Annotated in this window: 12 protein-coding genes; 8 read left to right on the forward strand and 4 right to left on the reverse strand. The window is 47.2% G+C overall.

The window, feature by feature from the left end; all coding sequences use genetic code 11:
- Positions 1 to 25: 25 nt before the first annotated feature.
- The gene (locus tag D0C36_RS17565; protein WP_117392969.1) at positions 26 to 1,183 is read left to right on the forward strand and encodes a sensor histidine kinase; all 1,158 of its coding nucleotides are present in this window, start codon (positions 26 to 28) and stop codon (positions 1,181 to 1,183) included.
- On the opposite strand, the gene D0C36_RS17570 is transcribed toward D0C36_RS17565, so the two are convergent.
- Entirely contained in the window at positions 1,184 to 1,408 is a 225-nt protein-coding gene (locus D0C36_RS17570) for a hypothetical protein (RefSeq protein WP_117392970.1), read from the reverse strand.
- Between the two features lie 62 nt (positions 1,409 to 1,470).
- Between D0C36_RS17570 and D0C36_RS17575 the strand changes: the two genes are divergently transcribed.
- On the forward strand, positions 1,471 to 2,082 hold the full coding sequence (locus D0C36_RS17575; protein WP_117392971.1) for an alpha-ketoglutarate-dependent dioxygenase AlkB family protein: 612 nt from the start codon (positions 1,471 to 1,473) through the stop codon (positions 2,080 to 2,082).
- A 293-nt stretch (positions 2,083 to 2,375) separates the two neighbouring features.
- On the opposite strand, the gene D0C36_RS17580 is transcribed toward D0C36_RS17575, so the two are convergent.
- Together D0C36_RS17580 and D0C36_RS17585 are read right to left on the reverse strand one after the other, a co-directional pair.
- On the reverse strand, positions 2,376 to 3,092 hold the full coding sequence (locus tag D0C36_RS17580; RefSeq protein WP_117392972.1) for a LytR/AlgR family response regulator transcription factor: 717 nt from the start codon (positions 3,090 to 3,092) through the stop codon (positions 2,376 to 2,378).
- The gene (locus D0C36_RS17585) at positions 3,089 to 4,165 is read right to left on the reverse strand and encodes a sensor histidine kinase (RefSeq protein WP_117392973.1); all 1,077 of its coding nucleotides are present in this window, start codon (positions 4,163 to 4,165) and stop codon (positions 3,089 to 3,091) included. Before D0C36_RS17585 ends, D0C36_RS17580 begins: the two co-directional genes overlap by 4 nt.
- A gap of 156 nt (positions 4,166 to 4,321) precedes the next feature.
- On the opposite strand from D0C36_RS17585, the gene D0C36_RS17590 reads away from it, so the two are divergent.
- From D0C36_RS17590 to D0C36_RS17600, 3 genes are all read left to right on the forward strand, one after another.
- The gene (locus D0C36_RS17590; protein WP_158557141.1) at positions 4,322 to 5,998 is read left to right on the forward strand and encodes a S41 family peptidase; all 1,677 of its coding nucleotides are present in this window, start codon (positions 4,322 to 4,324) and stop codon (positions 5,996 to 5,998) included.
- A 32-nt stretch (positions 5,999 to 6,030) separates the two neighbouring features.
- Positions 6,031 to 6,504 carry a DUF4920 domain-containing protein gene (locus D0C36_RS17595; protein ID WP_117392975.1) on the forward strand — a complete coding sequence of 158 codons (474 nt, stop codon included), beginning with the start codon at positions 6,031 to 6,033 and terminating at the stop codon, positions 6,502 to 6,504.
- Between the two features lie 253 nt (positions 6,505 to 6,757).
- On the forward strand, positions 6,758 to 6,985 hold the full coding sequence (locus tag D0C36_RS17600; RefSeq protein WP_117392976.1) for a VF530 family protein: 228 nt from the start codon (positions 6,758 to 6,760) through the stop codon (positions 6,983 to 6,985).
- Here the strand turns inward: D0C36_RS17600 and D0C36_RS17605 are convergent.
- The gene (locus D0C36_RS17605) at positions 6,982 to 8,298 is read right to left on the reverse strand and encodes a DEAD/DEAH box helicase (protein WP_117392977.1); all 1,317 of its coding nucleotides are present in this window, start codon (positions 8,296 to 8,298) and stop codon (positions 6,982 to 6,984) included. The two genes, D0C36_RS17600 and D0C36_RS17605, sit on opposite strands and share 4 nt — an antisense overlap.
- 328 nt (positions 8,299 to 8,626) lie before the next feature.
- On the opposite strand from D0C36_RS17605, the gene D0C36_RS17610 reads away from it, so the two are divergent.
- The 3 genes from D0C36_RS17610 to D0C36_RS17620 are packed head-to-tail and all read left to right on the forward strand — an operon-like array spanning position 8,627 to position 12,292.
- Positions 8,627 to 9,790: a glycoside hydrolase family 172 protein gene (locus D0C36_RS17610; RefSeq protein ID WP_117392978.1), complete on the forward strand. Its 1,164-nt coding sequence runs from the start codon at positions 8,627 to 8,629 to the stop codon at positions 9,788 to 9,790.
- Positions 9,791 to 9,797: 7 nt separating this feature from the next.
- Positions 9,798 to 11,435 carry a UxaA family hydrolase gene (locus tag D0C36_RS17615; RefSeq protein WP_117392979.1) on the forward strand — a complete coding sequence of 546 codons (1,638 nt, stop codon included), beginning with the start codon at positions 9,798 to 9,800 and terminating at the stop codon, positions 11,433 to 11,435.
- 5 nt (positions 11,436 to 11,440) lie between these two features.
- Complete coding sequence (locus tag D0C36_RS17620; protein ID WP_117392980.1) at positions 11,441 to 12,292, forward strand: fumarylacetoacetate hydrolase family protein; 852 nt, start codon at positions 11,441 to 11,443, stop codon at positions 12,290 to 12,292.
- The last annotated feature ends 11 nt before the right edge of the window (positions 12,293 to 12,303 follow it).

Genomic DNA, 12,303 nt, shown 5'->3' on the forward strand with positions numbered 1-12,303 from the left:
TGAATCGCTCGTTACTTATGATATAATGGATACGGAAGCAGATGCCGCTTTTGATGAACTTACTGCACTTGCATCTGAGATAGCCCAAACACCAATTGCCCTTGTAACCCTTTTAGATGGCAGCCGCCAATGGTTTAAATCGGCACACGGGACTGATTTTACCGAAACCCCGCGCGAGCATGCCTTCTGTGCACATACCATAGTAGACCAATCGCAGCCGCTTGTGGTTAATGACGCCCGTAAGGACGATCGTTTTAAAAACAATCCGCTGGTAACCGGCGATACGCAGGTGATATTTTATGCCGGTGTTCCGCTGGTTAATGACGAAGGCTTTGCCCTTGGCTCGCTTTGTGTGATAGACCATGAGCCTAAACAGCTTACTGAAACCCAACTGAAGGCTTTAAATACCCTTGGCAGGCAGGTGCTTACGCAAATGGAACTGCGCCGCAAAATTGCCCAGTTAGAGCGTAGCAATGAGGCCTTAACAGAGGCTAATACTTTTATCCAGAAGTTTGCGCACATGGCGGCCCATGATATCAAGAACCCTATGAGCAGTATTTTACTTACTGCACAGGCGCTTGAGGCAAGATTGAAAAATATCGGCGACGAGAAAAGCACCGCCCTCGCGCTTATGGTATCTAAAGCAGCTAAACGCCTCATTAACCTGCTTAACGAGATGCTCGACTACTCTAAAGAGCCATCAATGCTGCTGATGAACCAGCAGGATATCTGCGTGAGCACTTTGCTGAAAAATATAGTAGACCTGAGCGAATTTCCGGCTAATATTGATATCCGCATACCAGAAGGTACGCATATCATATCCACGTCGGGCGTGGCTTTGGAGCAGATCTTTATGAACCTGCTGAACAACGCAGTTCGTTATAACGATAAGGACAGAGGGCAGATAAAAGTAAGCTTTACCGATGCCGGCGAGCACCACAGTTTCACCGTAACCGATAACGGGGTAGGGATTGCTAATAAAGATATCGATCGCATTTTTGAGAAGGCCGTAACCCTAAGCACGGTAGACTGCTTTAACAAACCCGGCAAAGGTTTGGGTTTGTACACCGTGAAACTTTTGGTAGAGAAACTCCAGGGCACTATCAGCGTTCAATCCAATTTGGGTGAAGGTTCTGCATTTACTTTCACTATAAAAAAAGATGTGGCTGTTGACGCCGCCTGATCAGTCCCAAACAATATACCATTTGCCCTCGTCGGTTTTAGCGTAGCTGAGGCCATCGCTCATCTGGTGAACATCGCGGCCTTCAACACTGCTGTAATAATTGCGCCTTTCATACACACGTATGCCATTGTTTTCGCGCTGAAGGAATACCATCAGGGCGTTCATAGACGGGCCTATCTCGTGTAGCCATATACTGTCGCCCTCTTTAACAAATGCTGAACTCATTATCTTATATTTTTACGCCTTAGGTACAACACTATTCGTGCCGAAATGCTGTTATTATTTTGATGGAACAATTAAGCTTTTTTGATGGCGGTTTGCAAAGCACCAGGCATCTCCCGCTGGAGTTACTGGACTATCGCGCCAATTTTTTTACGTTGGATGAGAGCACCTCGTTCATCCAAAAGCTTAAAACAGACATCGACTGGAAACAGGAAACTATCCAGATGTATGGCAAAACCTTGAACACGCCCCGCCTCACTGCCTGGTACGGCGATAATGAACGAACCTATGCCTTCAGCGGTAACAAATATCACCCCATGCCCTGGACACCCGAACTATTGCAGATAAAACAACGTGTGGACGAAGCTGCCGGTATCCGTTTCAACAGCGTGTTACTAAACTACTACCGCAACGGCAACGATTCGGTAGCCTGGCACGCCGATGATGAGCCTGAACTTGGGCGTAACCCTGTTATCGCCTCGGTAAGTTTCGGGCAGGCACGCCGGTTTGATATTCGCCACAAAGAAGATCATAAGCTGCGCCACTCGGTAGAGCTGGAGAACGGCTCGCTCCTCATCATGAAAGGCGACCTGCAGCACAACTGGGAGCACCAGGTACCCAAATCAACCAAGATGTTAAAGGAAAGGGTTAATTTGACGTTTAGGGTGATAGGGTGAAGGAATAAACCTGTCATTTCAAACACTGGTCTAAGTTTAGCGAAGCGTAACTTAGACCAAAAATGCGTTAAGCTTTCAGCTTAACGCTCAAGGAGAATCCTTGAAGCATTTTAGGTCGAAGTTGAAAACTTCGACCAGTAACGGAGAAGGAAACAACCAACTATGTCATTTCGAGCGAGCAGAAGGGTGGGGTGTTGCGTAAGGGCGACGAGAAATCTTCTACACCGTAAGTATTGCGCGTAGAAGATTTCTCCTCGCTGTCGCTCGTTCGAAATGACAAGAGGTAGTAATTGCTATGATACATCCTTCTGATTCAAACTCCCCAGCAACCTTTCCCTGTACGATTGCCCTATAGCCAGATCCTGTTCACCTACGCGCACAAAATTGCCTTCAATAAAGCGGATATAAGCGGTGTTCACCATAGTAGAGCGGTGGATGCGCATAAAGCCCGTGGCCGGTAGTAACTGCTCAATTTTGTTGAACGTCATGTACGTAACGTAGGTCTGTGGAGCGGTATGCACTTTAAGATAATCACCGTAGGCTTCAATGTAGATTATATCAGCTAGGTCAAGCTTTACCAAACGGCGGTCAACCTTCAGGAAGATATGGCCTGTGTTATCAGGCGGGGCAGGTGCGGCGGGTTTATCAACAGGTAGTCCATTGTCGGGTTTTATCTTTTGGATGGCTTTCAGGAAACGTTCAAAAGTGATGGGCTTAAGCAGGTAGTCCACAGCTTCCAGCTCAAAGGCATCCACCGCATATTCGCTGTAGGCAGTGGTAAATATCACTTTCGGGGCATTCTTTAACGACCGCATAAAGTTAACGCCAGTAATGCCGGGCATCTGTATATCCAGAAACATCACATCCACCCTATGCTCATGCAGCATCCCGAAGGCCTCTACCGCGCTTTGGCAGGTAGCCAGGCAATTAAGGCCCGGCAACTGGCTAATGTAGCCTTCCAGTAACTGGCGGGCCAGTGGTTCATCGTCAACTATAAGGCAATTGATCATTTGTTAAGCTGTAGCGTTAAAGTTACGGTATAGATTCTGTCTGCCTGCTGCAATGATAGAGTATGGCGGTTTGGGTATAACAACTCCAGGCGTTTATTTACGTTTTTTAGGCCTATGCCACCGCCCTCGGGCCGTTCGTCATTGGCATCCCATGCAACAGGGTTACTGGTTTGGAATATCAGTTCATCCTCATCAATAGCCAGCACCATACGTACCCATTTATCGGGCAGATTCTTTTGCAGCGAATGTTTAAAGGTGTTCTCTATCAGCGGCAAAAAAAGCAGGGGTTCTATTTCTGTTTTGCTGATGTCGCCCTGTATCAAAAACTCAATGGCTTCGGGTTTATCATGGCGTACGTTCTCCAGGTGAATGTAGCTTTTTATAAAATTCACCTCGCGCTCAAGGCTTACTCGTTCGTGCCGGCTATCGTAAAGTACGTAGCGCATAATGGCCGATAGGTCGGCTATCATCTGCGGCGTTTTGGGTGATGCCTGCACACTCAGCGCATACATATTATTGAGCGTATTGAAAAAGAAATGGGGCTGTACCTGCTGTTTCAGATGGTCCAGTTCAAGGCGCAGCTTTTCTGTTTCAACAGTGCTGAGGTTATGCTGATTTTTAAACAGCAGGCGTATCACATAAACAGACGTTGCAGCCAGTAAAACCAAACTGGTATAACCCAGGGTTTGATTGAAATAGCCGTGTGAAAAATCTTCGGGGTGACCGGATCGCAGGTTATCGCGGTAGCCCGATGGGATAAATGGTAAGCTTATCGTAGTAAGCATAGTAATACGCCCCCATAGCTCATAAACCAGTATATAAACAGGAAATAGCAAAGCGAACAGTAGGTAGCGCTTTTGACCGATGGTGTAAGGCAGATATACCCTGTAATAAAGCATAATTACGGGTGCATTTATGATGTTAAGAAACACAAGACTCAATGTAAACGGCAAAGTTCCCCAGATCTGCATGCCTGTTGCAAACGGACTAACGATACAAACGAACACAAGGTAAGCCGCCTCGGCAATGAGGCTTTTTTGATTGTATGTGAGCTGAGGGTAGGAGCGGGGCATAGGTACAAAAGTAAGGTTGCCGGTATGAAGATAATCAGTTTTTCGATGAACGCACGCTTTTGCACGTTGAATAAGATCGCAGCTTGTTTAACGGGCAGGGGCAGGGCTTCGTCGAAAACTTTTCTTGCGTTGCCGGATGCGAAACATCTTTGTAGCATGAAAAAACGCGCCTTACTTATCATCATACCGTTAACCCTTGCTGCCGGAGTTTTGCAGGCCCAAAACCGGCAGCAGGTTAACAACCTTGCCACCTTTGCCAGGGTGTGGGGATTTTTGAAATTCTATCATCCGGCAGTAGCCAATGACACTGCCAATTGGGATAAACAGTGGTTAAATTCGCTATTAACTATAAAGAAAATTGAAAATAATGAAGAGTTTAAAAGTTTTATAACCAGATGGTACAGCCAATTACCTAAACAAAAAGTTGATTATAGTTTAAGCCAGCCATCAGGTGATTCTGTTTTCCATGTGTTTGATGAAGGGGACATTAAAACCTTTGCTATCCCTGCTCAAATGAAGCAGGAATTTACAGATCTGTACCTGCATCATCGCCCCGATTCTAACCGGTATGTAGACAATCGTTATGGAAAGTACACGCTGGATTATGTTTATTTTAAAGAAGAAGAATACACCAACCCCGATTACCCTGACGAGGCTCATCGCTTGCTGGCTCTGGTAAGATACTGGAATATAATCAACTACTTCTATCCGTTTAAGCAGGGTTTTGCGCCAAACTGGAATAAGGTACTTGCAGATTTTATTCCGCAGTTCATCAACGCAGCTGATAAGGACGAGTACCGTAGCGTATTTCTGAAGCTGACCGCGAGGATAAAAGACAGCCACTCGTTCTTTAAACAGGAAGAGTTTTATGCTCACCGTTTGCAAAATGCACCCTTTTTACTGTATTACATTGATGGGAAATACATAGTCGCGAATGACCAGTATGGTGAGCTTATGAACAAACAAGGTATTAAACAGGGTGATGAGATAATTTCTATAAACAATAAAAATATAAAGGCTTGTGAAGATTATATAAAGCAATACTGTACCGGTAGCAATAACGCCGTATTGCACCGCGAGATAGGCCGTAACCTCTTCCGGATGGATACCGCTAATAGCATTCAGCTGACTGTTCGCCGTAACGGAAAGCTCATCACGCAGCAACTGAAGCTCTACTCATACGGCGAGCTTTACCAATACCGTTTAAAGCATCAACCCAAACTTTGGGAAGATATGGGCAACGGTATTTTCTACGTACGCTTCTGTAAGATAACCGATGGCAAACAACTTAAACAGATGTACGATTCTATCCAAAACGCCAAAACCGTGATATGGGAAATGCGCGATTATCCCTACTTCCCTACCACGCAGATCTACCGCCCGGGTATATTTGGCAACCAACGCAGCGAGGAGATCAATTACAACACCGACCTGTTTTACCCCGGTACCTACCGCGCCCATACCGACCATGACGCTGCACCAACAGACACGTTGAATTTGCCGCGCTACAAGGGGCGTTTAATCGTATTAGTGAATGAGTATACCCAAAGCCTGGCAGAAAGTGTAGCAGCAGCGTTAAAAAGCCGCCCCAACACGATTGTAATAGGCAGGCAGACTGCCGGTGCAACTGGCAATATGTTCTTTACTGATTATCCGGGCGGCATCGGCGCGGCTTACACCGCCGTAAAAGTGGTTGGCTCTGATGGTAGTTTTAAACAGGGGCAGGGTGTAAAACTGGATAAAGAAATAAAGCTGAGCGTCAAAAAAATGCAGTCGGTGGCTGATTATGAGTTGGAGCAAGCATATCAGCAGGCACTTAAAGATTTGAAATAAAGGCCTATATTTGTTTTACAAACAATAAAGCTATGAAGAAACTGATCCTTTTTGCCATTTGCTTTGGCTTTAGCGCCATTGCATTTGCTCAATCAACTATTAAACCTGCCGAAGCGGGTGTAACATACGGCAACCCTGTAACTGCCGATAACGCAGTTAGCACTGCCGACCTGAACAAAACCCTTTCAACCGATTCTGTTTACAATGGTAAAATTACCGGCACCGTGGTTGAGGTTTGCAAAAAGAAAGGCTGCTTTATGAAATTAGAGCAAGCGAATGGCACGCCGATAATGGTACAGTTTACCGATTACGCTTATTTTATGCCGCAGAACATTGTGGGCAAAACCGTAGTGGTTGAAGGTAAGGCTAAAGTGAAAGAAACATCGGTAGAGCGCTTAAGACACTATGCATCTGATGCCGGCAAAAGCAAAGAAGAGATAGCTGCCATCAAAGAACCAAAACGCGATATCGGCATTATGGCTGATGGCGTGTTGGTTGTGAAATAGAATAATCGCAAACACGCAAATTGCACCATCGGTGCAATAGGTCGGTAGAAGGCCGAATGAATTATGACCAGCATGCCGTCAGGTATGCAACTTCACGAGTATTGCACCTAACGGAGCAATTAAATTCGCGATTGATTAGCTACCAACCTTAAGCTCCTACGGAGCATTGGATTTGCAGGAAGCTCAAATTCCGCGATAACAGAGAAATACAAAAAAGTCCTGCATATTTGCGGGACTTTTTAATTTTATAACGATGGCAGATCAACCCAACAATCCCTTACACGGTAAAACTTTACAGGCCATACTCGAAGCGCTGGTGGCGCACCTGGGCTGGCCCGAGATGGGTTATCGCATCCGCATCAACTGCTTTTTGGATAACCCAAGCATCAACTCGAGCCTCAAATTCCTGCGCAAAACCCCATGGGCACGGCAAAAGGTTGAAGACCTTTATGTAGAATACTACAAAGAGCTGAACTCTTAATGTTTCTTAGCCTTGTTCATCTTTGCCTTTTTTGATGAACTGATGTTATAGGTTTTGGCATTCTCCGGTTTCTTCTCGTGGAAGGCCGGGCCGGGCACGTACTTATCGTCGGCTTTGTGCACCTGCTTAGGGCGGGCTGCTTTTTCGGCTTCTTTCTCCTTGCGGTCTTTCTCTATCACCAGGTCATCCGGCAGGTCTGAGTTTTGCATTTTTTGGCCGGTAGCCTGCTCAATGCGGCGTATTTGGTCAAGCTCAAGGTCGGTAGCAAACGTTAAAGCAATGGTTTCGCTTTCCTCTTCGCTGGCTTGGGTTTCAATGTGTTTAATATAGGTTTCTTTATCAGCCGGCAAATCGAAGTTGATAATGAAAGGCACGCCTTCAAGGTTTATCTGCTCGTCCAGTTCGTTAGCTATTAACAGCACGCGCAGCTTATCGTTGCGCATAAAATCGGCAACGTCATGCACGCTCGGGTCTTCGTATGATAGTGGTTTGATAAAAGCACTTGCCAGCCTTGCTTTACGCAGAAGGTTTTTATAGATGGTTTCTACAGTAGCGCGGGTGTTAGCAAACACTACTGTTTTGGTAAACACTTCAGCATCCTGCAAGAATAGGTTAAGCAGGTTTAGCTTAGTGCCAAAGTTAGGCACATGGTACAGCATCTGCGGAACTACCGCTAACTGCGCCTCGGTCAATTCCTCAACCTCAATAGTAGCCGGCAAATGCATAAACGGATCTATCATTTTCTCCAGCTTCTCGTGCATCACCTCGGTAAAAACCAGTCGCTGGGCTTTGCCAATGCTGGTTGATAGCTCGGTAGTTGGTAACTGCAGGCCTTTTTTAACAATGGTATGTGCGTCATCGATAACCAAAAGCTCCACCTTATTAAGGTTTAAACCGAGTTTTAGGTAGATGGCACGTGCACGATCAGGCGTGGCAATAACGATATCAGCCCCCTCGGCAAGGTCGTCCATTTGTTGGTCAACGCTGGTGCCGGTGTGCAATAACACAATGCGGATGGTTTTGTTGCGGTTGAGCAAATCGAAACGCTCGTTGATGGCTTCAACCCCTTCCTGGTCGGGAGAGAGGATAAGAGCAGCAGGCACATTATCGGCACTGTGTTTAAAACGGTTTAACGTAGCCAAAACAAGCGTAGTGGTTTTGCCACCGCCTTCAGGCGCAATACCGATCACATCCTGACCGCCATTAATGCGGCTCAGCGTTTTTTGCTGTAGTTCTTTTGGGTTATCAAACCCCGCTTCGGTTAATGATCGTACCAGCTGTTTGTTCAGCTTAAATTTTTCTGCCCAGGCCATATCAACTTATAAAAGCTGCAAAGATACCATAATAAGTCTTGAAATGTAGAACACCGAATGTTGAATGTAGAATGATGAAGTGAAAATCCTTCTATTTACCGTTGGCTGAAGCCAACGGTAATGATGCTGCAATTTCAAATTCATTGCCGTCCCATTTATGGGACGGCAGACGGGGAAAGGTTATCGGCTTTAGTCAAACTACCTACCTTCGATATTCAAAATTCAACATTCAGTGTTCGATATCATTCCTCAACCAGCACAGTGCCGCATAGTTGCCCCATCAGCAAAAAAGATATTGTACATTTAGCTTTATAAACCTGATAAACTTATGAATAAGCTTCTTTTACTCTGCCTGATGCTTGGCATCACGGGCCTCTCTGCACGCGCCCAACAAAAATTTAACGGACTGGATAATAACATGGGCAGCATTTTCCGCACATCAGATGCGGTAAGCCGTTCTATCAGTCCCGAGAATTTTAATGGTGAGAAGGGAAAAGGCGGCATGGCAACCGAAGGTACCGGCAAAAACGCAGCGCGCGACTTGGGCCAAACCTGGAAGGTGAGCCCAAGCGTTGTGATAAAAAAGCACACCACTTATACCGTGGCCGAAATAAACGGCGAGGGCGCTATTCAGCATATCTGGATGACACCCACCGGCAACTGGCGTTATTCCATCATCCGCATGTATTGGGATGATGAGGCTACGCCGTCAGTAGAAGCACCCGTGGGCGATTTCTTTTGCATGGCCTGGGGTAAATATGCACAGATCAACTCTATGGCGGTAACCGTTAACCCAGGCAGCGCCTTCAATTGCTACTGGCCCATGCCTTTCCGCAAAAAATGCCGTATCACTATGGAAAATATCGATAACGAAGATATGGTGCTTTACTACCAGGTTGATTATACTCTTACTAAAGTGCCCGAGGATGCAGGTTATTTCCATGCACAGTTTCGCCGTGTAAACCCGCTGCCCTATAAGAAAGATTTTGTGTTGGTAGACAGCATAAAAGGCAAGGGCCAGTACGTGGGAACTTACCTGGCTTACGGATCAAATAAAAATGGTTGGTGGGGTGAAGGCGAGATTAAGTTCTTTATGGATGGAGACAGCAAGTATCCAACCATTATAGGCACAGGCACCGAAGACTATTTCTGCGGATCATACAATTTTGAGACCCGCAAACGCGACGACCAGGGCAAAGAAACACGCGGTTACACCGAGTTTAGTGGGCCGTATACCGGTTTGGCGCAGGTAATAAAAGGCGATGGTTTGTACAACGTGGCACAGCGCTTTGGGCTGTACCGCTGGCACATTGCCGACCCGATACGCTTTGAAAAAAGCCTTAAAGTTACGCTGCAGGCCTTAGGCTGGAGAGGAGATGGCCGTTACCTGCCGTTGCAGGATGATCTGGCATCAACAGTGTTCTGGTACCAGCAGGGGCCACACGGGCCGTTCCCTAAATTGCCCGGTAAGGACGAACTGGAAGTGAATTAAACCATAAATGAACAAAATATTACAGATACACGCCAGGGATAACATTACAGTTGCGCTTACCGATCTAACACAGGGTGAGCAGGTAAACGGCATCACTTTGCTGAACGATATCCCGGCCAAGCACAAATTTGCCAACAGGCATTTTAACCCCGGCGACGAGGTGACCATGTATGGCGTACTGGTTGGCAAAGCCACGGTAGAGATACCGCAGGGCGCATTGATATCTGTAAAAAATGTACAACACGCGGCACGCGGTTACGAACTGCACGAGCGCCATACCCAATGGAATATTCCCGATGTTACTGCCTGGCGTAACAGGACTTTCATGGGCTATCACCGTGCGGATGGCTCAGTAGGGACAAATAACCACTGGCTCATTATCCCGATGGTGTTCTGCGAGAACAAGAACGTACAAACCATTCACACCGTGCTGCAAAAAGAACTTGGTTACCATTACGATAATGCCATTAACTTGCAGCAACAGGTGAGCAATATGGCTGCAGCTTACAAGGCTGGGAATTATGCAGGGGGGCAAGTAAACGTAGCTGATAGGACAGCTCCGGTAATGTCCGAGCAGATCTTCAAAAACATCGACGGCATCAAATTTCTAAACCATACCATGGGCTGCGCGGGTACCCGCGAAGATACCCGCGGGCTGTGCGGTCTGTTAGCCGGATATATCACCCACCCTAATGTAGCGGGGGCAACGGTACTGAGCCTGGGCTGCCAGAATGCCCAGCTGAAAATATTACAGGAAGAGATTGCCAAGCGCGACCTCAACCTGAAAAAGCCGCTGGTATTAATAGAGCAGCAGGCCATAGGTACCGAGGAAGATTTTCTGCGGATTGCCCTGCAGCAAACTTTTGAGGGATTGATAAAAGCTAATGATAATACCCGTAAACCTGCACCGCTGAGTAAGTTGTGCATTGGCCTGGAGTGCGGTGGCTCTGATGGTTTCTCGGGGCTATCGGCTAACCCGGCTTTGGGGCTGATGTCTGATATAGTGGTGGCCTTGGGCGGTAGTGTTATCCTGTCCGAGTTTCCCGAATTGTGCGGGGTAGAGCAGGGGCTGAGCGACCGCTGCTTTACCGATGAACTGGCCGAACGTTTTATGGGCCTCATGACCGTCTATGCGGAGAAGGCTAAACTGGTAGGCTCGGGTTTTGAATCGAACCCTTCGGCAGGCAACGTGCGGGATGGGTTGATCACCGATGCCATGAAATCGGCAGGGGCGGCGCGCAAGGGCGGCAGTTCGCCGGTAACGGATGTGCTGGATTACCCTGAGAAAGTTACACGCCCGGGGTTGAACCTGCTTTGCACGCCGGGCAGTGATGTGGAATCTACCACGGCCGAGGTAGGTGCAGGGGCAAACATTGTGGTTTTTACCACTGGTTTGGGTACGCCAACGGGCAATCCGGTTGCGCCGGTGGTGAAAGTATCAACCAACACTGCGCTTTATAACAAGATGAATGATATTATAGACATTAACGCAGGCACCATTATAGAAGGCGCCGAAACTCTTGAACAAATGGCCGCGCGGATGTTGAACCACGTAATAGAAATAGCAAGCGGCAACATCAGGGCTAAAGCCGATACAGCAGACCATAACGATTTTATCCCCTGGAAGCGGGGCATTTCACTTTGATAACTATGAAACTTTACAAAACCACCAAAGGCATCTTGCTTGAGCATAACGGTAATTTTTATGTGCTTAACCATCAGTGGGACGCGCTGGTTAACCGCAACAAATTGGAGAGCTACTTGCAAAGCCTCATCCCAACTGCCCAGCAGGTTTTTGACGAGACCGAATGGCTGGCTGCCGGTACCATTTTGCCGCCCGTGGGCGAGCAGGAAGTATGGGCGGCAGGGGTAACTTACCTCAAAAGCCGCGACGCGCGGATGGAAGAATCTGAAACTGCTGCCAGTTTGTACGATAAGGTTTACGATGCCGAACGCCCCGAGCTGTTCTTTAAAGCCACCCCGGCCCGTACTTCGGGGCATTTAGGAGAGGTGCATATCCGTAAAGATTCATCCTGGGATGTGCCCGAGCCGGAGCTTACCCTGTTTGTGAACAGCGATGGCAATATTGAAGGTTATACCATAGGCAATGATATGAGCTCGCGCAGTATTGAGGGAGAAAATGCCCTCTATCTGCCGCAGGCGAAGATCTATGAAAAGAGTGCAGCTTTAGGGCCATGTTTGTTTGTGAGTGAGAAGCCGATAGATAAAGAGTCGGTAATTAAGATGACTATCCGCCGTAATGGCGAAGAGGCTTATGCGGACGAGACCAGAGTTTCGCGCATCAAACGCTCATTTACCGAACTCACCGGCTATCTTTTTGCTGAAACAGATTTCCCGAAAGGATGCTACCTCATGACGGGTACCTGCCTGGTGCCGCCGCATACATTTACCCTGCAAGCCGGTGATGTAGTCGAGATCAGCATCGATAACATAGGCACCATGGTGAACACCATTGCCTTGCACCCTAAGCATAACAAATAACAGCTACCAAT

It is taken from the genome of Mucilaginibacter conchicola, from assembly GCF_003432115.1.
In the GTDB taxonomy this organism is placed as follows: Bacteria; Bacteroidota; Bacteroidia; order Sphingobacteriales; family Sphingobacteriaceae; genus Mucilaginibacter; species Mucilaginibacter conchicola.